Origin of the sequence: Streptomyces coeruleorubidus, from assembly GCF_008705135.1 — a bacterium.
Classification (GTDB): Bacteria; Actinomycetota; Actinomycetes; order Streptomycetales; family Streptomycetaceae; genus Streptomyces; species Streptomyces coeruleofuscus.
In genome coordinates, this window is sequence record NZ_CP023694.1 from 6,549,041 (window position 1) to 6,573,317 (window position 24,277).

Genomic DNA, 24,277 nt, shown 5'->3' on the forward strand with positions numbered 1-24,277 from the left:
AGAGATCATGTCCAAGCACACGCTCTCCGTCCTGGTGGAGAACACTCCCGGCATCCTCGCCCGGATCGCCGCGCTGTTCTCCCGCCGCGGCTTCAACATCGACTCGCTCGCCGTCGGTGTCACCGAGCACCCCGACATCTCCCGGATCACCATCGTCGTGGGGGTGGAGGACCTGCCGCTGGAGCAGGTGACCAAGCAGCTCAACAAGCTCGTCAACGTGCTCAAGATCGTCGAACTGGAGCCGTCGCAGGCGGTGCAGCGCGAACTCGTTCTGGTGAAGGTGCGCGCCGACAACGAGACGCGCTCCCAGATCGTCGAGATCGTCCAGCTGTTCCGCGCCAAGACCGTCGACGTCTCCCCGGAGGCCGTGACCATCGAGGCCACCGGCTCCGGCGAGAAGCTGTCCGCGATGCTCAAGATGCTGGAACCGTACGGCATCAAGGAGCTCGTGCAGTCCGGCACGATCGCCATCGGCCGCGGTGCCCGTTCCATCACGGACCGGTCGCTGCGCGCCCTGGACCGGTCGGCGTAAGACGGAGAACGGGCGGTCGGCGCGCCGTCGGCCGCCCGTATTCCGAGACCCTCAAGCTTCCCTTCCGCCCCCCGTCATACGGTGGGACGCAACACCTGCACTCCCGAGGAGAGAACCCAAAGTGGCCGAGCTGTTCTACGACGCCGACGCCGACCTGTCCATCATCCAGGGCCGCAAGGTCGCGGTCATCGGTTACGGCAGCCAGGGCCACGCCCACGCGCTGTCGCTCCGTGACTCGGGTGTCGACGTGCGCGTCGGTCTGCACGAGGGCTCCAAGTCCAAGGCCAAGGCCGAGGAGCAGGGCCTGCGCGTGGTGACGCCGTCGGAGGCCGCCGCCGAGGCCGACGTCATCATGATCCTCGTCCCGGACCCGATCCAGGCCCAGGTCTACGAGGAGCACATCGCCCCGAACCTGAACGACGGCGACGCCCTGTTCTTCGGCCACGGCCTGAACATCCGCTACGGCTTCATCAAGCCCCCGGCCGGCGTGGACGTCTGCATGGTCGCCCCGAAGGGCCCGGGCCACCTGGTCCGCCGCCAGTACGAGGAGGGCCGCGGCGTTCCCTGCATCGCCGCCGTCGAGCAGGACGCCACGGGCAACGCCTTCGCGCTGGCCCTGTCGTACGCCAAGGGCATCGGCGGCACCCGCGCCGGCGTCATCAAGACGACCTTCACCGAGGAGACCGAGACCGACCTCTTCGGTGAGCAGGTCGTCCTCTGCGGTGGTACGGCCGCGCTGGTCAAGGCGGGCTTCGAGACGCTGACGGAGGCCGGCTACCAGCCGGAGATCGCCTACTTCGAGTGCCTGCACGAGCTGAAGCTGATCGTGGACCTCATGTACGAGGGCGGCCTGGAGAAGATGCGCTGGTCGATCTCCGAGACCGCCGAGTGGGGCGACTACGTCACCGGCCCGCGCATCATCACGGACGCCACCAAGGCCGAGATGAAGAAGGTGCTCGCCGAGATCCAGGACGGCACCTTCGCCCAGACCTGGATGGACGAGTACCACGGCGGTCTGAAGAAGTACAACGAGTACAAGACGCAGGACTCCGAGCACCTGCTGGAGACCACCGGCAAGGAGCTGCGCAAGCTCATGAGCTGGGTCGACGAAGAGGCGTGAGCCCTCGGGCCCGGCCGCGGCACCGACGCCGCGGCCGGGCCCTTTCTCGTCCGGGTGATCCTTCCGCGCAGGCGTGAGACGCCCACCGTTGCACCACTACACTGCTGCATATATACGCGTCAGGCCCACAGCGTCGTGCGTCTTCCACGCGGCATGCACCCCTCCACCGCCTGCGGCCGTCGGGACGGCCGTCCGCAGCATTGGACTTGTGAGGACTCACGTGAGCTCGAAACCCGTCGTACTCATCGCTGAAGAGCTGTCGCCCGCCACCGTCGACGCGCTGGGCCCGGACTTCGAGATCCGGCACTGCAACGGCGCGGACCGGGCCGAGCTGCTCCCGGCCATCGCCGATGTGGACGCGATCCTCGTCCGCTCGGCCACCAAGGTCGACGCCGAGGCGATCGCCGCCGCGAAGAAGCTCAAGGTCGTCGCGCGAGCCGGCGTCGGCCTGGACAACGTGGACGTCTCCGCCGCCACCAAGGCCGGCGTGATGGTCGTCAACGCCCCCACCTCGAACATCGTGACCGCCGCCGAGCTGGCCTGCGGTCTGCTGGTCGCCACGGCCCGCAACATCCCGCAGGCCAACGCCGCGCTGAAGAACGGCGAGTGGAAGCGCAGCAAGTACACGGGCGTGGAGCTGGCCGAGAAGACCCTCGGCGTCGTCGGCCTCGGCCGCATCGGTGCGCTCGTCGCGCAGCGCATGTCGGCCTTCGGCATGAAGGTCGTCGCCTACGACCCCTACGTGCAGCCCGCGCGCGCCGCGCAGATGGGCGTCAAGGTGCTGTCGCTGGACGAGCTGCTCGAGGTCTCCGACTTCATCACCGTCCACCTGCCGAAGACGCCCGAGACCCTCGGCCTGATCGGCGACGAGGCGCTGCGCAAGGTCAAGCCGAGCGTGCGCATCGTCAACGCCGCGCGCGGCGGGATCGTCGACGAGGAGGCGCTGTACTCCGCCCTCAAGGAGGGCCGGGTCGCCGGTGCCGGTCTCGACGTGTACGCCAAGGAGCCGTGCACCGACTCGCCGCTCTTCGAGTTCGACCAGGTCGTGTGCACCCCGCACCTCGGTGCCTCCACCGACGAGGCGCAGGAGAAGGCCGGTATCGCCGTCGCCCGCTCCGTGCGTCTCGCGCTCGCCGGTGAGCTCGTGCCGGACGCGGTGAACGTCCAGGGCGGCGTCATCGCCGAGGACGTCAAGCCGGGTCTGCCGCTCGCCGAGCGCCTGGGCCGGATCTTCACCGCGCTCGCCGGCGAGGTCGCGGTCCGCCTCGACGTCGAGGTGTACGGCGAGATCACCCAGCACGACGTGAAGGTGCTGGAGCTGTCCGCCCTCAAGGGCGTCTTCGAGGACGTCGTCGACGAGACGGTGTCCTACGTCAACGCCCCGCTGTTCGCCCAGGAGCGCGGCGTCGAGGTGCGGCTGACCACCAGCTCGGAGGCGACCGAGCACCGCAACGTCGTCACCGTGCGCGGCACCCTGGCCGACGGCGAGGAGGTGTCGGTCTCCGGCACGCTCGCCGGCCCCAAGCACCTCCAGAAGATCGTCGCCGTCGGCGAGTACGACGTCGACCTCGCGCTCGCCGAGCACATGGTCGTCCTGAAGTACGAGGACCGGCCGGGTGTCGTCGGCACGGTGGGCCGCATCCTCGGTGAGGCGGGCATCAACATCGCCGGTATGCAGGTGTCGCGCGCCGTGGCCGGCGGCGAGGCGCTGGCGGTGCTGACCGTGGACGACACGGTGACCTCCGGTGTGCTGGCCGAGGTTGCGGCTGAGATCGGTGCGACCTCGGCTCGTTCGGTGAACCTGGTCTGAGGTTGCCGTTCAAACGCCGGACGGGCTGAGTCGATCAGCTCGTCCGGCGTTGTCGTGCGCGGGCACCCGCCGCAGCATGACCACCGCCAGCACGGCCGCGGCCAGCAGCGTCACCGCCCCCGCCAGGGCGGCGCCTCGCATTCCGGTGGTGAACGCCTCCCGTGCCGCCGCTGCCAGGACGTCCCCCGCGCGTCCCGGCAACTGGTCTGCCACGGCCAGAGCGGCGCCCAGCGTCTCGTGGGCGGGAGCCGGTGCCGAGGCGGGGATCTCGTGGCGGTAGACCGCCGTACCGATCGACCCCAGGACCGCCATCCCGAGGGCCCCGCCGAACTCCGCGCCGGTCTCCATCAGGGAGGAGGCGGTCGCGGCCCGGTCCACCGGGGCGGCGCCCATCGCGAGGTCCATGATCTGGGTCGTCGCCATGACGACCCCGCAGGCCAGGACCCCGCACGCGGCCAGTACCAGCCACATCGACTCCGTACCGGCGACGGCCAGCAGGCCGTAACCGCTCGCGGAGATCGTGAAGCCCGCCGCGACGACGGTGGCGCGGGCGACGCCCTTCTGCACCAGCCAAGTCGCCAGCGGGGCCGCCATGCCGATCGGCAGCGACGGCAGCAGGGCCCACAGAGCTGCCTCCATCGCGCTCTTGCCGAGCACCGACTGGATGTACTGCGTGGTGAAGAACGCCGAGCCCATCATCCCGAACAGGGCGAGCAGGTTCAGGACGACGGCGGGCCCGAAGCCCCGGCCGCGGAACAGCGCGGGCGGGATCATGGGCGAGGCCGACGTGCGCTGGCGGTGGACGAACAGGGCGGCGAAGAGCAGGCCGACGGTGATCGAGACGACGTACCGGACGTTCCAGCCGTCCGACGTGATCTCCTTCAGGCCGTAGATCACCGGGAGCACCGCCGCCATCGACAGCGGCACGCTCAGCCGGTCGAAGCGGCCCGGGGCGGGGTTCCTCGACTCGGGGAGCAGGATCGGGCCGAGGACCAGCAGCAGCGCCATCGCGGGCAGGTTGACCAGGAAGACCGAGCCCCACCAGAAGTACTCGACGAGCACGCCGCTCATCACCGAGCCGAGCGCGACGCCGCCCGTCATCACACCGGACCACAGGGCGATCGCCTTCGCGCGCTGCGCGGGGTCGGTGAACATCGTGCGGACCAGCGCCAGCGTCGACGGCATCAGGGTGGCGCCGCCGATGCCCAGCACGGCGCGGGCCGCGATCAGGGCCTCGGCGCTGTCGGCGTACGCCGCGGCCAGCGAGGCGGCTCCGAAGGCGGCGGCGCCGATCAGCAGCAGCTTGCGGCGGCCGATCCGGTCGCCCAGCGCGCCCATCGTCATCAGCAGGCCGGCCAGGACGAAGGCGTAGATGTCGAAGATCCACAGCTGCTGGGTGCCGGTGGGCTCCAGGTCGGCGCTGATCTGCGGGATCGCGAAGTAGAGGACCGAGACGTCCATCGAGACCAGCAGCAGCGGCAGCATCAGCACGCCGAGAGCGGTCCATTCGCGGCGGCCGGCGCGGACCGGGGAGTTGGGGTTCGTCGTCATGGGCAGGACTGTACGAGCGCCTTATACGCTTGTCTAGTACGACTGTTTAAGACGTGCGTCTGGGACGTATGTATGGATGCGGGGGTAGGGTGAGATGCCATGGGACACCGTGAGGATCTGCTCGAGGGCGCCAAGCGCTGCCTGCTGGCGAAGGGGTTCGTGCGTACGACCGCGCGCGACATCGTCAAGGAGTCGGGGACCAACCTGGCCTCGATCGGCTACCACTACGGCTCGAAGGACGCGCTGCTGGCGCGGGCGTACGTCGAGATGGTGGAGGGGATGTCCGACGCCTTCGAGGGCGGCGGCGAGCTGAGCGGCGAGCCCGGGTCGCTGGAGCGGTTCGCCGCAGTGTGGTCGAACATCATCGCGACCATGCGGGACCCCGGGTCGATGTGGCGGCTCAGCATGGAGATCGTGGCGATGGGCGACCAGCTGCCGGAGGTGCGGGAGCATCTCGCGCAGGCCCAGCGGGGCGGGGCGCGCGGCATCGTCACGCTCTTCCACGGCGGTAACGAGGACGACGTCCCCGAGGAGAAGGTCGACACCCTCGGCTACTTCTATCTGACCCTGATGACGGGGGTCATGGCGCAGTGGACCTTCGATCCGAAGAGCGCGCCCGAGGCCGGGCAGCTCGCCGAGGGGCTCCGCCAGGTGATCGAGGCCGCTAGCCCGAAGTGACGCCGACGCGTCCTTCGCGCATCTCGACGACCCGGTCCGCGAAGTGCCGTACGACCGCCCGGTCGTGGCAGATGAACAGGTAGCCGAGGCCCAGGTCGTCCTGGAGGTCGGCGAGCAGGTTCAGCACGCCCGCGCGTACCGACGGGTCGAGTGACGACACCGGCTCGTCGAGCACCAGCAGCCGTGGTTCGGACGCCAGGGCGCGGGCGATACCTGCGCGCTGGCACTGGCCGCCGGAGAGCTCGTGCGGGTGCCGGTCGCCGTACGCGGGGTCCAGGCCGACCCGGTCGAGGAGTTCGGCGACCCGGGCCGGGCCGTCGGCGGGATCCCAGCGGCCCTGGACCTTCAAGGGCTCGGCGACGGCGTCGCGGATGCGGTGGCGGGGACTCAGCGAGCCGTACGGGTCCTGGAACACGGGCTGCATACGGGGGCGCAGCGGGCGCAGCTCGCGTTCGGTGAGGGACGTCAACTCCACTCCCTCAAAGAGGACTTCACCGCTCGTCGGGCGGCGAAGCTGGAGCACCGCCAGGGCCGTGGAGGACTTGCCGCAGCCGGACGGGCCGTTCAGCGCGAGGGTCTCGCCGGCCGCCAGGGAGAAGGAGACGCCGTCCACGGCGGTGACCGTGCCGTACCGGACGACCAGGTCGCGGACGTCGAGCAGGGGTGCGCTCATGCGGGCTGCCGCTCCTTCAGGAACAACTCGGCGGCCGGGTGGGGGAGTTCCTCCCAGCGGTGGCAGGCGACCAGGCGGCCGGGCACCTGCTGGGGCTCCGGTTCCGCCGTGCGGCAGGAGTCCGCCGCGAGCGGGCAGCGCGGGGCGAAGGCACAGCCCGGCGGAAGGGCGCCCGGGGCGGGCGGGGTGCCGCGCAGGGCGGGGAGGCGACGGCCCGGGGGCGCGTTCTGCGGGAGGGATGCCAGCAGTCCGGCCGTGTAGGGGGCGCGGGGGCGGGCCAGCACCTCGTCGGCGGCGCCGAGTTCGGTGAGGCGTCCGGCGTACATGACCAGCACCCGGTCCGCGTGGCCCCGCACGACGTCCATGTCGTGCGTGACCAGGACGAGCGCGGCGCCGACCGCCTCCCGCTGCTCGGCCAGCAGCCGCAGCACCTGGTCGCGGCGCTCCTCGTCGAGGGCGGTGGTGGGCTCGTCGGCGACCACGATGTCCGGTTCGTTGATCGTGGCCATGGCGATCACCGCGCGCTGCCGCATGCCGCCGGAGTACTCGTGCGGATACGCCCGCGCCCTGCGGGCCGCGTCAGGGATGCCGACCCGGTCCAGGGCCGCGACCGCCCGGGCCCGGGCCTCCTTGCGGGAGACGCCGGCCACCGACCGTACGGCGGCGGCCAGTTGGTCGCCCACCGGGTGCACGGGGGACAGCGCCGACAGGGCGTCCTGCGGGACCAGGGAGATGCGGCGGCCGCGGTGGGCCGAGAGGTCCGGGCGGATCGTCCCGCTCGTGGTCGCGCCGCGCGGCAGCATGCCGAGGAGAGCGCGGGCCGTGAGGGACTTGCCCGCCCCCGACTCGCCGACGATCGCCAGCACTTCGCGCGGACGGACGTCGAAGGACAGGCCGCGCACGGTTTCGATCCCGTCGAAGGCGATCCGCAGCTCGCGCACCGACAGCAGTGGCTCAGACTCCAACGGGGGCCTCCTTCTTGACCGGAGCCGGGGTGACGCGCCGCCGTACCCTCCGGCCCTGCGTGAGTGCCGCGCCCGACACCGCCAGTCCCGCCAGCAGGGCCAGCGCCACCGCCGGGGCGAGGGCCGCCCACGGGGCGCGTTCCACATAGGCGCGGGACTCGTCGAGCAGCAGACCCCACTCGGGGGCGGGCGGCTGGGCGCCCAGGCCCAGGAAGCCCAGCGAGGCCAGGGCCAGGGCGATGCCCGGCAGGCGCAGCAGGGCGTGGCGGGCGACCGGGGCGGCCACGGACGGCAGGACGTGCCGCGTGAGGATCCAGAACGGGCTCGCCCCGATGGCCCGTTGGGCGGTCAGGAACGCCGACGCGCGCACCTCCTGCACCAGCGCCGCCGCGTGCGCCGACAGGGCCGGCCAGGAGATCAGCGCGACCGCGAGGGCCGCGCCGCCGGTACCGGGACCGGCGGCCGCCGCGACCAGGATGCCGACGATCACCGGGGGCAGGGCGTTGGCGATGTCCGCCGCGCCCTCCGCGATCCGGGGCAGGAAGCCCAGGGCGAGCGCGATCAGCAGGCTCAGCAGGCAGACGGCCGCCGCCGTGCCGACCGTGGAGGCGGCACCATGGCCCAGCCGGGCGAGCACGTCACGGCCGAGACCGTCGGTGCCCAGCGGATGCGCCCAGGAGGGCGCGGCCAGCCGGTCCATGGTGTTCACGGCGTACGGGTCGCGCAGCAGACCCCAGCCGATGGTCACGGCGAGGACGGTGAACAGCGACAACGGGATCGCGGGATGTGCGCGCACCGGCCGTGCCGGAGGCAGCGACAGCGAGGCGTCACGCAGGGCCGGGCCCAGCAGCCGCCGCCGGGCGAGTGCCGCCAGCGCGCCCGTGACCAGGCCCAGCGCGAGCAGCGCGAGCACCGAGCCCTGGAGCAGCGGCAGGTCCTGCGACTTGGCCGCGCCGAGCGCGGTACGGCCGATGCCGGGCACGGCGAAAACCGTCTCCACGGCGACCGCGCCGCCGGTGAGCCCCACGGCGACCATCCCGAACTGCGGGACCAGCGGCGGAAGGACGCGTCGCAGGGCCGCCCCGGCGATCCGCGCCCGGCTCACCCCGGCGCCCCGCCACAGCTCCACCCACCGCTCGTCGAGCACGGCGGGCAGCGCGTCCGCGACCAGCCGGCCGAGCAGCCCGCCGCCGGGGACAGCGAGGGCCACGGCGGGCAGGACCATGTTCTCCGGCCCCGCCCAGCCCGACGTCGGCAGCCACCCCAGCCACACCCCGAACGCCAGCAGCGCGACCGTGGCCAGCAGGAACTCGGGCACGGCGGCCAGCATCGCGGCCCACGCCCCGGCCGAGGCCCGGCCCCGCACCAGCACCGGCGCCACCAGCGCGCACGCCAGCAGCAGGGCCACGCCGAGCGAGGCGCCCATCAGTGCCAGCGACACCTGGATCCCGGAGACCACGGAGGGCAGGACCTCGGTGCCCGAGACCCAGGACGTGCCGAGGTCGCCGTGCAGCAGGTCCGAGGCCCAGCCGCCCAGCAGGGACAGGGGGCCGGCGTCGAGACCGAGGTCCCGTCGTACGGAGTCCAGGGCTTCCTCGGTCGGGTCCTGCTCGGCGGAGCGGGCCCGCAGCACGGCCAGTGCCGGGTCCCTGCCGGAGAGCCAGGGCAGCAGGCCGACGGCGGCCAGGACGGCGATGAGGCAGAGGAGACGGGTGAGCGTGGCGGCGTCCGCCAACCGCCTTGTGCGGACCTTCACTTGACGTAGGTGTCCGCCGTGACCAGCTCCCGCTCGCGCGGGTCGTGGGCGGCGTCGGTCACGCCGACGGCGTCGCCCTGGATCACACGCTCGTGCAGCATGGGCACGGCCGCGTCCGTGCCGAGGACGGCGGCCTCGGCGGCGACGACCGCCTTGCGCCGGGCATCGCCGGTCGGCGTCTCGCCGGCCTTCTTCAGGGCCTTGTCCACGGCCGGGTCCGCGAGCTGGGCGATGTTGAAGGAGCCGTCGGAGGCGAAGTCGCTGTAGAGATATGCGGCCGGGTCGCCGGAGTCGAGGACGGTGGCGCGGGAGAGGATGAACGCGTCGAACCGGCCCGCCAGCGCGTCGGACTCGATGTTGGCGTACTCGCGGACGTCCAGCTTCACCTTGAACCCGGCCTTCTGGAGCTGCTGTTGCAGCGCGGCGGCGACCTCGGGCAGCTCGGCGCGGTCGGTGAAGGTGCCGATGGTGATCGTCTTGTCGGCCGGGTCGCCGGCCTTGGCCCGCCGCACCGGCTTGCGCAACTCGGCCGCCCACGGCAGGGCGGGCCCGAGCAGCCCCTCGGCGACGTCGGCGCGCCCCTCGTACACGCCCTTCACGATCGACTCGGCGTCGATCGCCTCACGGGCCGCCGCCCGCACCGCGGCGTCCTTGAAGGGGCCCTTCCCGGTGTTGAGGTACAGGGTGTTGGTGCGCGGCATCGGGACCTCGGTGATCAGGTCCTGGTCGAGGACGGCGGCTTGCGACACCGGCACCGCCTCGACGATGTCGGCCTCGCCGCTGCGCAGGGCCGCGGCACGGGCTGTGCCGTCCGGCACGAACCGGACGTCGATGCCGGGGGCCTTGGCCTTCTTCCCCCAGTAGTCGTCGTAACGGTCGAGGGCGGCGGAAGAGGTGCCGTTGACCTTCGTCAGCTCGAAGGGACCGGTGCCCGCGCCGACGGGGCTGACGGTCTTCCCCTGGTAGGCCTTGGCGGCCAGGATCGACAGCTGCGGGGAGCTGAGCCGCTGCGGGACCAGGGGGTCCTCGGTGGCGGTGGTGACGGTGACCTTGTCGCCGTCGGCCTTCACGGTCAGGTCCACGCCGTCGAGGATGCGGGGCTTGGGGGAGGCTGCGGCGGCCTTGGTGAGGGAGTTGACGACGGCTTCGGCGGTGAGCTTCGTCCCGTCGTGGAAGGTGACGCCCTCGCGCAGGGTGAAGGTCCAGTTCCGGCCGGACTGGGCCCACTCGGTGGCCAGCGCCGGCTCGGCGTCACCGTCCGCGTCCAGTTTCACCAAGGTCTCCGCCGTGGACCAGCGCGACAGCTTGAAGGCGTCGTCCGACAGCGGGGACAGCCCCGAGCGGGGTGGCTGCATCATCGCGACGCGTACGCGCTTGCCCCCTGCCCCGGAGTCGTCCGTGGCCGACTGCCCACCGGAGAAACAGCCGGTGAGCAGGGCGGAGGCCGCGGTGACGGCGGCCAGGGGGATGAGTCGAGCGGGGACGCGCACGGGGACACCTCGGTCAAGGCCTGGTAAATGGTTGAACGCGCCATGACCGTAGCATGATGACAATCGTTTTCATAAGTGGCCGATTTTGAAGTGGCCGATTTCAGGGGACGGGGCGGAAGTACTTCCGCAGCGCCCAGGCGGCGAGCCGGCGACCGGTGGCGTTGCCCACCTCGTCGGCCGTCCGGGTGTGGATGCCGCCCCAGACCCGGGCGTCGACGACGCCCTGCTCGTACTCGTGGGCGTAGCGGTAGTGGCGGGAGGCGCCGGTGGTGGTCGACCGGATGTGCAGGTCGACGCGGGAGGTGCCGAGGATCCCGGTCAGCATGCGCATCAGCGCACCGCCCATGGTGGCGTGGCCGCTGAGGTAGTCGGGATGCGCCGGGGTGACGAGCAGCGGCTCCCAGTTCCGGTCCGCCCGGGTCGCCGGGTTGCCGTCGGTGTCCGCTTCCCGGATGGCGCTGACGGGCCGCCAGGTGCCGTAGTGGAGTTTGGCGTCCGAGGCGGCGATGACGGCGTCGGCCTGGGCCGTGTTGGCCGCCGCGTACAGGCGTGCCGTCTCGGCGATGTCGAATCCGTGCCGGGTGGCGTGGTCGCCCAGGGCCCCTTGCAGGTCCAGGTTGGTGAAATACCGTGCCGTGTCCGTCTGTTCGGGGGTCCGGTGCGAGCCGGTCCGGCCTCCGTAGGCCGCCAGTTCGTGGAGGTCCCTCGCGTACCGGGCGGAGCGGAGCGCCGGCGGCGGGCCGGGGCGGAACTGGTGCGGGGAGTCCAGCAGCAGCGGCCGGACCCTGCCGATCCAGGCGCTGGCGAAGGGCTCGTGTCCGGGCGGGGTGGGGCGCCAGACGCCGGGGCCCGGGCGCGCGGGAAACGGCACGGACGCGCCGCGGCCGTCATCGCGGCGGAGGTCGATGATGCGGTCGGCGGCGAATTTCCCGAACGCGACGCCCTGGTCCTCGGCCTCGCCGTCGGGGATGTGCGCGAGCGTGCCGGTCAGGGCGGTGTCCAGCCGGGGCGCGGCCCCGGGGAAGTGGTGGCGCAGCACCTGGTGGGCCGCCGAGGCGGCAGCCGCCACGGACGAGGCCGTACGAGGTGCCCGCTCGTCCCACTTGTACGGGGTGAAGCGGCCCTCGATGCCGACGACGGCGTTGTAGACGGCGGTGGAGACGTACGCCTCCCAGATGAAGATCTCGGCCGGGCCCGGGCGGGCCTCGGCCGCGATGGTGGTCTCCGCCGTGCGCATCCACTCGATGACGGCCGACGCGTCGGACGTCGCTCCCGCGGGATGGTCCTCCCCGGCACTCGCGGGGGCGCCCGGCAGCGCGAGTGCGAGCACACCGCAGGCCAGCCCCGCCACCACCGTTCGCGTCGCAGACCAGGCGCGTCGGTTCCGCACGTGAACTCCTCCCAGCCGATGGCACACCAGGAGAACCGTGACCGGGCTCCGCGACCGCCGAAGCGCGGGTCCGTCCTGAAACCGCCCGATCGGGCGACGGACTCACCCGGACGGCCCGATGTCCTGACTCCGGGCGAGCCGGGCTCCCTTCAACGCCATGTGCAGGAGCAGCCGGTCCTCGCCGTCGTCCAGGTCCAGGCCGGTGAGCTTCTCGATCCGGGACAGGCGGTAGTACAGGGTCTGGCGGTGGATGCCCAGCTCGGCGGCGGCCCGGGCGGCCTGGCCGGCGCAGTCGAGGTAGACCTCGGCGGTACGGGCGAGCTCCTGGTGGACGGGGAAGAGCAGGGCGTGCACCGCCGGGTCGCGGGCCACCTCCGGCGGCAGCGCGGTGAGCATCCGGAAGGGCCCGATCGACGCCCACTGGGCGACGGGACCCAGCCGGGGCTCGGCCGACGCGGCCCGCGCCGACGCCGACGCCTCCCACCAGGCGGTTCCCAGCTCGGCGAGGCCGGAGCGGGGCGTTGAGAGACCCGCGGCGGCGGACCCGGCCCCGGCGCCCGCCCCGCGCGAGGCGCCACCGGTCGCTCCGCGAGAGGTGGTGTCGGTGGGGCCGGGGGAGGTGAGGTCTGTCGGTCTACCTGATGTGCCGGTCGTTCCGCGTGAGGTGGTCGCTCCGTGCGAGCCCGGGCCGGTCGGCGCCCGCCCCGTGCCCTCGGCCGGACCGCTTCCCCCGGCCGCCCGCTCCAGCAGACGGGCTGCCGCCGTCGTCGCCGGAGTCAGTACGTCCGCCGAGCGCAGGCGGATCAGGACGGCCACGCACTGGGACGAAGCCCCCCACGGCAGGGTGCACAGGGCTGTCGCGCCCGGCATCGTGCGGACCGACGGGGCGTCGTCGGGGTCGGCCGTGGGCCAGGGGGCGACGCAGAGCACCGTGTGGAGGCCGTCGGCGCGGGGGCCGAGGGCGGTGCGGAGTTCCGCGATGGCCATGTCGCGCTGCCAGTCGCGGTCGGCGGTGAGGACGGCCCGCAGTTCGCGGCTGAGGTCGGCACCGTGCTGGGCCTCGTCCGCGAGCAGCGCGCCGATCCGGGTCGTGACCTGCATGGCGGCGGACAGCTGGCGTCCGCTCGGGCCGGGATCGTCGTCGAGCAGCCAGACGTAGCCGTGGACCACGCCCCGGTGGCGGACGGGCAGGCAGATCCGGCCCCGGTACACCCCGGCCTCCGGCGTCGGCGGGATACGGACCGGGCCGGTCGCACGCGTGATGCCGAAGCCCTCGAACCACGCCCGGACGGCCGCCGTCGAGCGGCGGGTGAGGATCGAGCGGGTGCGCACCGGGTCCAGGGCCGACGGATCGAGATCGCCCTCACTGTCGTACGCGCCGAAGGCGATCAGCTCGAAGTCCCGGTTCTCCAGCGTCGCGGGCGCCCCGAGCAGCTCGGAGATCTCGTCGACCAGCTCCTCGTAGTCACCCCTGTGTTCCGACGTCATCCGGGCATTGTCCCGCACTCCAGGGGACCCTTCATACATCTGTCTGAGATCTGCGGCACGGATGCGTGACAGCTGTCGATGGCCGACAGTCGGAGGGATCCTTAGGTTTCACGGTGGTTCTCCGTGCCGTACCCGAAGCGTCATCCGCCCGGCGTCCGGCCATCCGTTGGTTGTGCTCTGGAGGTGCCCCGTGCTGGGTCCCGTGATTCTCGCCGCGTCGCGCAGCGACCGGATGCGACGCCTGGTTTCGGCCGCCCCGGTGACCAAACAGGTCGTCGACCGATTCATCGCGGGCGAGGGCGTCGACGACGTCGTGCCGGTCATCCGGGAGCTCACCGGGCAGGGCCTGGAGCTGACGATGGACGTCGTCGGCGAGGACATCACCAACCCCGCTCAGGCCGCCGCCGCACGGGACGCCTACCTGGAGCTGATCGACCGCCTGAAGCCGCTGGAGCTCGGCACCCGCGCCGAGATGTCGGTGAAGCTGTCGATGTTCGGGCAAGCGCTGGACGGCGGCCACGAACTGGCCCTCGCCAACGTCCGCCCGGTCGTCGAGGCCGCCGCCGAGATCGGCACGACGGTCACCCTGGACGCCGAGGACCACACCACCCTCGACTCGATGTTCGCCATCCACGAGGAGCTGAGGAAGGACTTCCCGCAGACCGGCTGCGTCATCCAGGCGTACCTCTTCCGCACCGAGTCCGACGCCCGCCGCCTCGCCGCGAACGGCAGCCGGGTGCGCCTGGTCAAGGGCGCGTACAAGGAGCCGGGCTCGGTCGCGTATCTGGACAAACACGAGATCGATCGGGCATACGTTCGGATCCTCGGGACGTTGATGGAGGGGGAGGGGTACCCGATGATCGGGTCCCACGACCCGCGCCTGATCGCGATCGGCCAGGAGCTCGCCCACCGCGCCGGGCGAAAGCTCGACGAGTACGAGTTCCAGATGCTCTACGGCATCCGCACCGAGGAGCACCTGCGGCTGGCCGCCGAGGGCCATCGGATGCGCGTGTACACGGCGTACGGCACCGACTGGTACGGCTATTTCATGCGCCGACTCGCGGAGAAGCCGGCCAACCTGCGCTTCTTCGCCCGCTCGATGCTGACAAAGGGCTGAAGCCCGACCAGGGCTGAGGCTCACCGAGGACTGAGGCTCGTCAAGGGCTGAGACCGCATCACCGCTCAGTAAGGAGTTACGGAAAACATGGACGCTGTGACCCAGGTCCCCACCCCCGTCAACGAGCCGGTGCACGGCTATGCCCCCGGCTCGCCCGAGCGGGCCCGGCTGGAGGCCAGGCTGAAGGAGCTGGCCGACAATCCCGTCGACCTGCCCTGCACCATCGGCGGCGAGAAGCGGATGGGCGGCGGTGAGGCCTTCGAGGTCGTCCAGCCGCACAACCACCGGGCCGTGCTCGGCACGTACCGCAACGCCACGCAGCACGACGCCCAGGACGCCATCGACGCGGCCCTGGCCGCCGCGCCCGCCTGGCGTGCGATGTCCTTCGACGACCGCGCGGCGATCATCCTGCGCGCCGCCGAGTTGCTGTCCGGCCCCTGGCGCGAGACGCTCGCCGCCTCCACCATGCTCGGCCAGTCCAAGACCGCCCAGCAGGCCGAGATCGACACCCCCTGCGAGCTGATCGACTTCTGGCGGTTCAACGTCTCCTACGCCCGCAAGCTCCTGGCCGAGCAGCCGCCGGCCAACTCCCCGGGTGTGTGGAACCGTCTGGACCACCGCCCGCTGGAGGGCTTCGTCTACGCGATCACGCCCTTCAACTTCACCGCGATCGCGGGCAACCTGCCGACGGCCCCGGCCCTGATGGGCAACGTCGTCGTCTGGAAGCCGTCCCCGACGCAGACCCACGCCGCCGTGCTGCTCATGCAGCTCCTGGAGGAGGCGGGCCTGCCCAAGGGCGTCATCAACCTCGTCACCGGTGACGGCATCGAGGTCTCCAAGGTCGCCCTGGAGCACCGCGACCTCGCCGGCATCCACTTCACCGGCTCGACCAGGACCTTCCAGTACCTGTGGAAGACGGTCGGCAACAACATCGAGAAGTACCGCACCTACCCGCGTCTGGTCGGCGAGACCGGCGGCAAGGACTTCCTCGTCGCCCACCCGTCGGCGGACCCGGCCATCCTGAAGACGGCGCTCACCCGCGGTGCCTTCGAGTACCAGGGCCAGAAGTGCAGCGCCACCTCCCGGGCGTACGTCCCCGCCTCGATCTGGAACTCCGGCTTCAAGGAGGAGTGGGCCGCCGAGGTCGACGGCATCCAGATGGGCGACGTCACCGACCTGTCGAACTTCATCGGCGCCGTCATCGACGAGCGTGCCTTCGCCAAGAACAAGGCCGCCATCGACCGGGCCAAGGAGGACCCCTCCTGCACGATCGTCGCGGGCGGCACCTACGACGACTCCGAGGGCTGGTTCGTCCGCCCGACGGTCATCGAGTGCAGCGACCCGGAGAACGAGGTGTTCCGCACCGAGTACTTCGGCCCGGTCATCGCCGTGCACGTCTACGAGGACGACAAGTACGACGAGATGCTGACGCAGATGGAGTCCGTCTCCGACTACGCCCTGACCGGCTCGGTGATCGCGAACGACCGCGCGGCGGCGGCCTACACGGCCGACAAGCTCCGCTACGCGGCCGGCAACTTCTACATCAACGACAAGTCGACCGGCGCCGTCGTCGGCCAGCAGCCCTTCGGCGGCGGCCGTGCCTCCGGCACCAACGACAAGGCCGGCGCCCCGCAGAACCTGATGCGCTGGACCCTGACCCGCGCCATCAAGGAGACGCTGGTCCCGCCGACCGACTACACCTACCCGCACATGGGCTGAGCCCCGCGGCACCGACGGGCCGGGTCACGGAAATGACCTGGCCCGTCGGCATGTCCGCGGGGAAGACTGGGCCGATGACCACCCGCGCGCGCACCGCCCACACCGCCGACCTCACGCCCGCCGACCTCGACGCCGTGCGGGCCCTGCTGGACGCCGCCTTCGACGGCGACTTCGGCGACGAGGACTGGGACCACGGCCTCGGAGGCATGCACGCCCTCGTGCACGACGGCTCCGGGCTCGCCGCGCACGGGGCGGTCGTGATGCGCCGGGTGCGGCACCGCGGCCGGTGGCTGCGCGCCGGGTACGTCGAGAACGTCGCCGTACGCGCCGACGCCCGCCGCACCGGCCTCGGCGGGCAGGTCATGGCGGAGCTGGAGCGCGTCATCGACCGCGCCTACGACTTCGGCGCCCTCTCCGCCAGCGACGACGGCGCCCGGCTCTACACCTCCCGCGGCTGGCGGCTGTGGCGCGGCCAGGTGCACGCCCTCAGCCCGCGGGACGGCGTCGTCCGCCTGCCGGAGGAAGAGGACAGCACCTACGTCCGGCCCGCCCTCGCCGACCCGCTCGACCCCGCGCACGAGCTGCTCTTCGACTGGCGCGACGGAGACGTGCTCTAGGGATCACCGCAGGTCAGCGCGGTGTGATGTAGTCCACCGTCTCAGATAGTAGGAAGTCCGAGTAATTGTGGAGACAGACGCTCCGGCCTCCCTTAGTTTTGTAGGAGCCGAACGTCTCGCTCGACCAAGCGAATGGCGGTCGTGAGCCGGGCCCCGTGCAGGCAACCCCTGCGGCACCGCTCCCCGCCCCATCCGGCGTCTCGTAACCCTCCCTGTGCACTCCGTGCTGTCGAAGGAGTCGATTTCCCATGGCCGAGACGACCGTCCGCCGCCGAGTCCGTCACGTTTCCCGTACCACCGAGTCCGAACGGAAGAACGCCGCCGCCGCGCTCCAGCGCGCCCTCGACCGCAGGGACAACGGCGGATCCACCGGCCACTGAGCCGCACCAGGACCGGGAGCCGCCCGACGAGGCGCGGTGCGGGGCCTCACGCCCCGCGCCGCACCTCGAAATGGTCGATCCGCTCACCGCTCGACGCCAGCGCCGACACCTTCAGCCTCGGCGCGGCGCCGCTCACGGCCTCCACCGAGAGGAACGAGAACCCTCGGTAGCGCACCCGCGACCACTGCGCCGACTCCGCCTTGGTGTCCCGGGACTTCGTCCACCGGAACGTGCCGACCGGCTCGTGGTCGGCGGTGTTCCCCTCGTAGTTCTCCTTCACACCGTCGGGGAAGCCGTACAGCTCCTTGCCGCCACCGCCGGCCGTGACGTACACGATCCCGTCCCGCCGCGGGTCCGTCGTCCCGCCGACCGGAACCGGCCGGCCCACCTCGCCGTTGCGGATGGCGTCGGTGCGCTCGTAGACGTGGTTGTGCCCGTTGATCACCAGGTCCACCTGGTGCTTGGCGAACAGCGGCAGCCACTCGGCGCGCACCCCGCCGTCGGAGGCGTGCGTGGACGTCGAGTACGCGCAGTGGTGGAAGAAGACGACGATGAAGTCCACGTCCTTCGAGGACCTCAACTCGCCGAGCTTGCTGTCCAGCCACTTCGTCTGCCGCCCCTCCGTGTAGCCGAAGTTGGCGGGGATCTCGTACGACACGTCGTTCGCGTCCAGCGCGACCACGCCGACGTTGCCGTACGTGAAGGCGTACACCCCCGGTGCCGTCCGCGCGTCGAAGCCGCTGTCCGGCAGGGAGAAACGGGCGAGTTGGCCGCCGTAGCCGTCCGGCGAGTACCAGGCCTCCATGTCGTGGTTGCCGGTCGTCACCATCCACGGCACCGACCTGGCCACCGGCTCGGTCTGCTTCAGGAACCGGTCCCACTGGCTCGCGTCGAAGACGTCCGACTCCTTGCCCTTGCCGGTCGGGTCGGCGTAGCAGATGTCGCCGGCGTGGAGGTGGAACGCCGGGCCGCGGCGCAGCAGCAGACGGTCGTTGAGGGCCGCCTCCTCGCCGACGCCCTGGTCGCCGAACGCGGTGAACACGAACCGCTCGGGCGGACTCGCGGGCGCCGTGCGGAACGAGGTGATGGTCGGCCGGTGCCGCGGGGACGCCGGATCGAAGCCGTCGTGGCCGACGCCGTAGTAGTAGGTCGTGTCCGGGCGCAGGCCGTCCAGGGCCGCGTGCAGGTAGTACTGGTCGACCGCCGCCCGTACGCCCTTCAGCTCCGGGGTGTGCAGGTCGCGCAGCTCCGCCTCGACCTTGCGGCCGAGGTCGTCGGGGCGCAGGCCCACCCGGACGTACGGCCTGCGCACCGCCAGCGGCACCTGCCAGGAGATCCGCATCTGCGTCTTCGGGTCGGCGCCGAAGGCGAGGTGGCGGCCGAAGGGAGTGATGTGGGAGCCCGGCGCCTTCGACGTGCTCGGCGACGGGCTCCCGGTCGCCGTACCGCTCGTCGGCCCGGAGCCGGAACAGCCGGTCAGCAGACCGCCCGCGACCGCGCCCGCCGTCACCAGCGTGCGGCGCCGCGACAGCCGCGTGCGCAGGTACTCGTGCTGTTCCGCCATGCTCATCCGGCGGGCGAGCTCGGGCGGGATGCCGAAGTGGGGGATCTCCATGTCGGATCAACTTCCCAGCGAACGCCAACATCCGCCCCACATACGGGTGAACGGAAACCGTCGGCCGAGTGCGTTCCGCCGGGCGGGGTGCCGTGCCGCCTGCCCTGCCATCCCTGTCCGCATGACGGACAGCCTGTGTCATCCCCTGGGACGAGGAGTAGGGTGCCCGCATGTCTCGCAGCATCAATCTCGCAGTGATTCCCGGTGACGGCATCGGCCAGGAAGTCGTGGCCGAAGGCCTGAAGGTCCTCTCCGCCGTCCTTCCGCAGGATGTGAAGCTGGAGACCAAGGAGTACGACTTCGGCGCCAAGCGTTACCACGCCACCGGTGAGACCCTCACCGACGCCGACCTCGACGCCCTGAAGAAGCACGACGCCATCCTGCTCGGCGCGATCGGCGACCCGGGCGTGCCGTCCGGCGTCCTGGAGCGCGGCTTCCTGCTGAAGCTCCGCTTCGCCTTCGACCACCACGTCAACCTGCGTCCCTCGAAGCTGCTGCCGGGTGTCGCCACCCCGCTGGCCGGCGAGCCGCAGATCGACTTCGTCGTGGTCCGCGAGGGCACCGAGGGCCCGTACACCGGCAACGGCGGCACGATCCGCAAGGGCACCGAGCACGAGGTCGCCACCGAGGTGTCAGTGAACACGGCCTTCGGTGTCGAGCGCGTGGTCCGCGACGCCTTCGCGCGTGCCCAGGCCCGCCCGCGCAAGAAGCTGGCGCTGATCCACAAGAACAACGTGCTGACCTTCGCGGGCCACCTGTGGACCAACATCTTCAACAAGGTGGCCGAGGAGTTCCCCGAGGTCACCACCGAGTACATGCACGTCGACGCGGCCACGATCTACCTGGTCACCCAGCCCGAGCGCTTCGACGTGATCGTCACCGACAACCTCTTCGGCGACATCATCACCGACCTCGCCGCGGCCGTCTCCGGCGGCATCGGCGTGGCGGCCTCCGGCAACATCAACCCGTCCGGAGAGTTCCCCTCGATGTTCGAGCCCGTGCACGGCTCGGCCCCGGACATCGCCGGCCAGGGCAAGGCCGACCCGACCGCCACCGTGCTGTCCGTCGCCCTGCTCCTGCGCCACCTCGGCTACGAGGCCGAGGCCGCCCGGATCGACGAGGCGGTCTCCGCCGACCTGTCGGAGCGCACCGGCAAGCCCGCCCGCTCCACCTCGGAGATCGGCGACGCGCTCGCCGTACGAGTAGCCGGCTGACCCGCCCTGCTTCACCCAAGCCGCCGGGTCGCATCCGCACCCGGCGGCTTCCGCATGTTCCCGCCGGGTGTCACCATCGACCACCGGGCCGCATTCACCCCGTTCCGTCCTCCGTCGCCCCCGGGCGATAATCGAACGCGAGGCCGCGGAACGAGGGAATGCTCGGACGTCCTAGCACTGGTCACCATCAGAGCTGTACCGAGCGCGGCCCGTCACTACAACCGGTGAAGGACTTCATCCCATGACGACGCCCACGATCGAGCTCAAGCCGTCCGCCAACCCGCTCTCCGCCGCAGATCGGGAGGCGATCCTGGCCAACCCCGGGTTCGGCCGCCACTTCACCGACCACATGGTGACGATCAAGTGGACGGAGGGCCGCGGCTGGCACGACGGCCAGCTCGTGCCGTACGCGCCGATCTCCCTGGACCCCGCCACCACGGTCCTGCACTACGCGCAGGAGATCTTCGAGGGGCTGAAGGCCTACCGCCGCCCCGACGGCTCGGTCGCCACGTTCCGGCCGGAGAAGAACGCCGAGCGCTTCCAGAGCTCCGCGCGCCGGCTGGCGATGCCCGAGCTGCCGGTCGAGACGTTCATCGAGGCGTGCGACGCCCTGGTGAAGCAGGACAAGGCGTGGGTGCCGGCGCACGGCGGGGAGGAGTCCCTCTACCTGCGCCCGTTCATGATCGCGACCGAGGTCGGGCTGGGTGTGAAGCCGGCCAACGAGTACCTGTTCCTGGTCATCGCCTCCCCGGCCGGCGCGTACTTCCCGGGCGGCGTCAAGCCGGTGTCCATCTGGGTCTCCGAGGACCGCGTCCGCGCCGTGCCCGGCGGCATGGGCGACGCCAAGACCGGCGGCAACTACGCGGCGTCCCTGCTGGCGCAGGCCGAGGCCGCGACCAAGGGCTGCGACCAGGTCTGCTACCTCGACGCGGTCGAGCACAAGTGGGTCGAGGAGCTGGGCGGCATGAACCTGTACTTCGTGTACGACAACAAGATCGTCACGCCGTCCCTCACGGGTTCGATCCTGGAGGGTGTCACCCGCGACTCGTTGCTGGCTGTCGCCCGTGACCTCGGGTACGAGGCCGAGGAGGGCCGGGTCTCGGTCGACCAGTGGCAGCGGGACTCGGAGAACGGATCGCTCACGGAGGTGTTCGCCTGCGGTACGGCCGCGGTGATCACGCCGGTCGGTACGGTGAAGCGCGCCGGGGCCGAGTGGCAGCAGAGCGGGGGAGAGCCGGGCGAGGTCACGCTCCGGCTCCGCCAGGCGCTGCTCGACATCCAGCGCGGTACGGCGGAGGACAAGCACGGCTGGATGCACCAGCTGGGATAAGCAGCACTCGGCGTCGGTGCCGGACTCGCCGGGGGCTCCGCCCCCGGACCCCCGGCCTATGCCCATCCGCCGCCCGAAGCGGTCGGACTGGAAGCGCTGGTCGCCTCATCGCCCCCGGGTCCCGTTTCCACGGACCCCGGGGCCGACACCGCATACGCCACCCCGCCGACCAGTCCCGACAGCAGGAAGCTGCAGTCCACCCCGCCGGTCAGTGCCAGCAGCGGGCCCTCGTACGACGGCAGGGACACCGCCAGGACGCCGACGAGTGCCCCGGCCGCCCAGGAGACGGTCGCCGGGATGTTCCAGCCGGCGCGGTACCAGTAGACGCCGCCCCGCGCGCGGCGGTTGAAGACCTGGAGGGCGTCCGCGTCGTACATCCCGCCGCAGCGGGCGAAGCCGATGAGGGTGATGACCGCCCAGGGCGTGCCGATGGCCGTCAGCAGCAGGACGAAGGACGTCATCGCGTTCTGCGCGGTCGAGTAGTAGTGCCCGGCGAAGACACAAGCCGTGGCGACCACGGCGACCGTGTACGTGGCCCTGGCCCGTGAGGCGCGCGGCAGGATCGCGTCCCGGTCGAGGCCCATCGAGTACAGCATCAGACCCGCGTTGCCGACCGAGCCCGCGGAGGCCGCGAGCAGCAGCGGGACGAGGTACCAGGCGGGGGCGGCGGAGACGAGCGGGCCTGCGTAGTCGAGGGCGGCTCCGGCCGCGTACGCCGTGAAGGTGCCGAAGAGCTGCGGCACCAGCAGGCCCAGCACCAGCCCCAGCCAGGTCGCGTGCAGCACCCGGCGCGAGGAGTGGCGGGCCGGGGAGATGTAGCGGGTGTAGTCGCCGAGGAGGGTGATGAAGGCGATCGGGCCGGACAGCCCGGCGGCCACGGCCGCGAGCAGCCAACCGCTCGCAGAACGCCGACGAGGAGGCCCGCGACCGGCAGGCCGCCATCGAGGGCGTCTGGCACCGCGACCTGGTCGCCCTGCTCGCCGAGGGCATCTCGCGGGGCGAGTTCCGAAGCGTCGACCCGGACCGGTTCGCCGCCCGCCTGCGGGCGCTGCTGGACGGCTTCGCCATCCATGTGGCGATCGGCCTGCGCGGCACGGACCGGGCCCAAGTCCTCCGGCACGTGCACGAGTTCCTCGCCGACAGCCTCCTCGCGGACGCCTGAACGCCTGCCCGGGTTGTACTCGATACGACGGATTGACCCTGTGGTCCGTGGTGCTGTTGGCTCTGGGGGAGCCCTCGGCGCGGGGCCGGGGGAGAAGCGTCAACGGGGAACACAGGGGGAACAGCACATGACCAGCACCAGGAGGGCCACGTCCGTCGCGCTCGGCGTGGCCCTGGCCGTCACGCTCGGCGGTGTCGCCGCGCTGCCCGCGACCGCCGCCGATGCGGTGCCACGGACCGAGAAGGCGAGCATCGCCCCGGACGGCACCGACGGCAACGCCCCTTCCGGCGGGCCGAGCCTGAGCGCCGACGGCCGCCGACTGGCCTTCGTCTCCAGCGCCGACAACCTCGTCGCCGGCGACACCGACAACGCCGCCGACGCCTTCGTGCGCGACCTGAAGACCGGCACGACCCGGCCGGCCAGTACCGGGGCGGACGTCGGCTCGGTCGACGACGTCGCCCTCAGCGGCAACGGCCGGTACCTGGCCTTCGGCGCCACGGACGGCGACGGCCGCAGCCACATCTGGGTCAAGGACCTGAAGTCCGGCGCCCTCCAGCGCGTCCAGGACACCGTCGACACGGGCTACGACACCGGCAGGCAGCCCGCCATCAGCGCCGACGGCCGCTACGTCGCCTTCGTCGCCCAGCAGTCCGCACCCACGGAGGGCGAGGACCGCTGGGGACGCGTCTACCGCGTCGACCGCACCAGCGGCGAGGCCGTGCGCATCAGCCAGGTGCCCGCCGCCGGGGACCGGAAGACCGCCGCCACCCGCCCGTCCATCAGCGCCGACGGCAAGCGCGTCGGCTACCAGTTCTTCGTCCCGCACCCCGCCTCGGGCGACTGGAGCGACGCCTACGTCCGTGACGTGCCGAGCGGCGAGCTGTTCCACGCCGACCGGGCACCGGACGGTCTGAAGTCCGACGGGCAGAGCGAGGTCCCGCAGGTCAGCGCCGACGGCCGGTACGCGGTCTTCAACTCCCTCGACTCGCAGCTCACCCCGGGCGACACGAACAAGGGCCACAACGTCTTCGTCCGCGACCTGAAGACGGGCGGGCTGCGCCGGATCGACGCCGCCGACCCGGCCGCCTTCACCGCCCACCCGCGGCTCGGCGCCGACAGCCGGCACCTCGCCTTCGTCTCGTCCGACCCGGGCGACACGGACCGCACGACCCGCGCGTACGTACGTGATCTGCGCACCGGGCGCACGGTCCTGGCCAGCCCGGACGCCGAGGGCGGCCCGAACGACCAGAGCGTGTCCGCCCCGGTCCTCGACCGGCACGGCCGCACGGTCGCCTTCAGCAGCTCCTCGCCCGACCTCGTCCCCGGCGACACGTACGACACCTCGCACGTCTACGTCCGTCACATGAGGTGACCGACCGCATACTGAGACACCCGTGAGCGAGGCGCGGGGGTTGTGCCAGACTGCCCCCGTGCTCTCGTTCGCCATGATTATTGGCAGCAGGCGCGCCGGTCCGCAGTGACCGCCACGTACGACCAGGTACGGGCGGACACCGTCGTCCTCGACCCGCGCGCAGACCTCTCGCACCCGCGAGAGGTTTTTCGCATTTCTGGCCCACCCGCAGCCGGAGGCGAGAGCGCGAGGGAGTATGTGAGGGCGGTGGAGCCGGTCATTCCGGTACGACCGAGATCCCATCCTCAGGAGCCTTGAC

General features: G+C 71.7%; 19 protein-coding genes and 2 pseudogenes. 12 read left to right on the forward strand and 9 right to left on the reverse strand.

Annotated features, from left to right (window positions below):
• Window positions 1–7: 7 nt before the first annotated feature.
• From ilvN to serA, 3 genes are all read left to right on the forward strand, one after another.
• On the forward strand, window positions 8–532 hold the full coding sequence (gene ilvN, locus CP976_RS30400) for an acetolactate synthase small subunit (protein ID WP_010048631.1): 525 nt from the start codon (window positions 8–10) through the stop codon (window positions 530–532).
• A 121-nt stretch (window positions 533–653) separates the two neighbouring features.
• Window positions 654–1,652, forward strand: a complete 999-nt coding sequence (ilvC, locus tag CP976_RS30405; protein ID WP_150483193.1) for a ketol-acid reductoisomerase — start codon at window positions 654–656, stop codon at window positions 1,650–1,652.
• Window positions 1,653–1,872: 220 nt separating this feature from the next.
• The gene (gene serA, locus CP976_RS30410) at window positions 1,873–3,462 is read left to right on the forward strand and encodes a phosphoglycerate dehydrogenase (protein WP_150483194.1); all 1,590 of its coding nucleotides are present in this window, start codon (window positions 1,873–1,875) and stop codon (window positions 3,460–3,462) included.
• 9 nt (window positions 3,463–3,471) lie between these two features.
• Here serA and CP976_RS30415 read toward each other — a convergent pair whose 3' ends face one another.
• Complete coding sequence (locus CP976_RS30415) at window positions 3,472–5,013, reverse strand: MFS transporter (protein ID WP_150483195.1); 1,542 nt, start codon at window positions 5,011–5,013, stop codon at window positions 3,472–3,474.
• A 99-nt stretch (window positions 5,014–5,112) separates the two neighbouring features.
• Here CP976_RS30415 and CP976_RS30420 point away from each other — a divergent pair, with 99 nt between their 5' ends.
• Window positions 5,113–5,691 (forward strand): TetR/AcrR family transcriptional regulator, encoded by a 579-nt coding sequence (locus CP976_RS30420; RefSeq protein ID WP_150483196.1) that lies wholly within the window; start codon window positions 5,113–5,115, stop codon window positions 5,689–5,691.
• Here CP976_RS30420 and CP976_RS30425 read toward each other — a convergent pair.
• The 6 genes from CP976_RS30425 to CP976_RS30450 all read right to left on the reverse strand — a co-directional run bounded on the left by CP976_RS30425 (window position 5,678) and on the right by CP976_RS30450 (window position 13,453).
• The gene (locus CP976_RS30425) at window positions 5,678–6,364 is read right to left on the reverse strand and encodes an ATP-binding cassette domain-containing protein (RefSeq protein WP_150483197.1); all 687 of its coding nucleotides are present in this window, start codon (window positions 6,362–6,364) and stop codon (window positions 5,678–5,680) included. The genes CP976_RS30420 and CP976_RS30425 overlap by 14 nt on opposite strands.
• Complete coding sequence (locus tag CP976_RS30430; protein ID WP_150483198.1) at window positions 6,361–7,329, reverse strand: ABC transporter ATP-binding protein; 969 nt, start codon at window positions 7,327–7,329, stop codon at window positions 6,361–6,363. Before CP976_RS30430 ends, CP976_RS30425 begins: the two co-directional genes overlap by 4 nt.
• On the reverse strand, window positions 7,319–9,085 hold the full coding sequence (locus CP976_RS30435; RefSeq protein ID WP_229876157.1) for an ABC transporter permease subunit: 1,767 nt from the start codon (window positions 9,083–9,085) through the stop codon (window positions 7,319–7,321). The genes CP976_RS30430 and CP976_RS30435 overlap by 11 nt, the downstream gene beginning before the upstream one ends.
• Complete coding sequence (locus CP976_RS30440) at window positions 9,082–10,575, reverse strand: ABC transporter substrate-binding protein (protein ID WP_150483199.1); 1,494 nt, start codon at window positions 10,573–10,575, stop codon at window positions 9,082–9,084. Before CP976_RS30440 ends, CP976_RS30435 begins: the two co-directional genes overlap by 4 nt.
• A 100-nt stretch (window positions 10,576–10,675) precedes the next feature.
• Entirely contained in the window at window positions 10,676–11,965 is a 1,290-nt protein-coding gene (locus tag CP976_RS30445; protein ID WP_229876155.1) for a vanadium-dependent haloperoxidase, read from the reverse strand.
• 102 nt (window positions 11,966–12,067) lie between these two features.
• Window positions 12,068–13,453 carry a PucR family transcriptional regulator gene (locus CP976_RS30450; protein WP_150483200.1) on the reverse strand — a complete coding sequence of 462 codons (1,386 nt, stop codon included), beginning with the start codon at window positions 13,451–13,453 and terminating at the stop codon, window positions 12,068–12,070.
• Window positions 13,454–13,643: 190 nt separating this feature from the next.
• Here CP976_RS30450 and CP976_RS30455 point away from each other — a divergent pair, with 190 nt between their 5' ends.
• From CP976_RS30455 to CP976_RS44375, 4 genes are all read left to right on the forward strand, one after another.
• Window positions 13,644–14,570, forward strand: a complete 927-nt coding sequence (locus CP976_RS30455; protein WP_150483201.1) for a proline dehydrogenase family protein — start codon at window positions 13,644–13,646, stop codon at window positions 14,568–14,570.
• An 87-nt stretch (window positions 14,571–14,657) separates the two neighbouring features.
• Window positions 14,658–16,289, forward strand: coding sequence for an L-glutamate gamma-semialdehyde dehydrogenase (pruA, locus tag CP976_RS30460; protein WP_150483202.1), 1,632 nt, complete (start codon window positions 14,658–14,660; stop codon window positions 16,287–16,289).
• Between the two features lie 74 nt (window positions 16,290–16,363).
• Complete coding sequence (locus CP976_RS30465; RefSeq protein WP_150483203.1) at window positions 16,364–16,906, forward strand: GNAT family N-acetyltransferase; 543 nt, start codon at window positions 16,364–16,366, stop codon at window positions 16,904–16,906.
• A gap of 248 nt (window positions 16,907–17,154) precedes the next feature.
• A complete protein-coding gene (locus CP976_RS44375; protein WP_150483204.1) occupies window positions 17,155–17,286 on the forward strand; it encodes a hypothetical protein in 132 nt (43 codons plus the stop codon).
• Window positions 17,287–17,332: 46 nt separating this feature from the next.
• Here the strand turns inward: CP976_RS44375 and CP976_RS30475 are convergent, their stop codons facing one another.
• A complete protein-coding gene (locus CP976_RS30475) occupies window positions 17,333–18,901 on the reverse strand; it encodes a purple acid phosphatase family protein (protein WP_150483205.1) in 1,569 nt (522 codons plus the stop codon).
• Between the two features lie 170 nt (window positions 18,902–19,071).
• Between CP976_RS30475 and CP976_RS30480 the strand changes: the two genes are divergently transcribed.
• Window positions 19,072–20,115, forward strand: a complete 1,044-nt coding sequence (locus tag CP976_RS30480) for a 3-isopropylmalate dehydrogenase (RefSeq protein ID WP_059421987.1) — start codon at window positions 19,072–19,074, stop codon at window positions 20,113–20,115.
• 241 nt (window positions 20,116–20,356) lie between these two features.
• Window positions 20,357–21,445 (forward strand): branched-chain amino acid aminotransferase, encoded by a 1,089-nt coding sequence (locus CP976_RS30485; RefSeq protein ID WP_150483206.1) that lies wholly within the window; start codon window positions 20,357–20,359, stop codon window positions 21,443–21,445.
• Window positions 21,446–21,501: 56 nt separating this feature from the next.
• Here the strand turns inward: CP976_RS30485 and CP976_RS30490 are convergent.
• Window positions 21,502–22,338, reverse strand: a pseudogene (locus CP976_RS30490) (cytosine permease); the annotation flags it as partial.
• Between CP976_RS30490 and CP976_RS30495 the strand changes: the two are divergent.
• Together CP976_RS30495 and CP976_RS30500 are read left to right on the forward strand one after the other, a co-directional pair.
• A pseudogene (locus CP976_RS30495) lies at window positions 22,338–22,607 on the forward strand (TetR family transcriptional regulator C-terminal domain-containing protein); the annotation flags it as partial. The pseudogenes CP976_RS30490 and CP976_RS30495 sit on opposite strands and share 1 nt — an antisense overlap.
• A 127-nt stretch (window positions 22,608–22,734) precedes the next feature.
• Complete coding sequence (locus CP976_RS30500) at window positions 22,735–23,979, forward strand: PD40 domain-containing protein (protein ID WP_150483207.1); 1,245 nt, start codon at window positions 22,735–22,737, stop codon at window positions 23,977–23,979.
• Window positions 23,980–24,277: the final 298 nt, after the last annotated feature.

Coding starts and splice junctions, on each gene's coding strand:
- CP976_RS30450 (WP_150483200.1), bottom strand. CDS start 13,453: ATGACGTCGGAACACAGGGGTGACTACGAGGAGCTGGTCGACGAGATC.
- CP976_RS30475 (WP_150483205.1), bottom strand. CDS start 18,901: ATGGAGATCCCCCACTTCGGCATCCCGCCCGAGCTCGCCCGCCGGATG.
- CP976_RS30480 (WP_059421987.1), top strand. CDS start 19,072: ATGTCTCGCAGCATCAATCTCGCAGTGATTCCCGGTGACGGCATCGGC.
- CP976_RS30420 (WP_150483196.1), top strand. CDS start 5,113: ATGGGACACCGTGAGGATCTGCTCGAGGGCGCCAAGCGCTGCCTGCTG.
- CP976_RS30485 (WP_150483206.1), top strand. CDS start 20,357: ATGACGACGCCCACGATCGAGCTCAAGCCGTCCGCCAACCCGCTCTCC.
- CP976_RS30465 (WP_150483203.1), top strand. CDS start 16,364: ATGACCACCCGCGCGCGCACCGCCCACACCGCCGACCTCACGCCCGCC.
- CP976_RS30500 (WP_150483207.1), top strand. CDS start 22,735: ATGACCAGCACCAGGAGGGCCACGTCCGTCGCGCTCGGCGTGGCCCTG.
- CP976_RS30415 (WP_150483195.1), bottom strand. CDS start 5,013: ATGACGACGAACCCCAACTCCCCGGTCCGCGCCGGCCGCCGCGAATGG.
- pruA (WP_150483202.1), top strand. CDS start 14,658: ATGGACGCTGTGACCCAGGTCCCCACCCCCGTCAACGAGCCGGTGCAC.
- ilvN (WP_010048631.1), top strand. CDS start 8: ATGTCCAAGCACACGCTCTCCGTCCTGGTGGAGAACACTCCCGGCATC.
- CP976_RS44375 (WP_150483204.1), top strand. CDS start 17,155: ATGGCCGAGACGACCGTCCGCCGCCGAGTCCGTCACGTTTCCCGTACC.
- CP976_RS30425 (WP_150483197.1), bottom strand. CDS start 6,364: ATGAGCGCACCCCTGCTCGACGTCCGCGACCTGGTCGTCCGGTACGGC.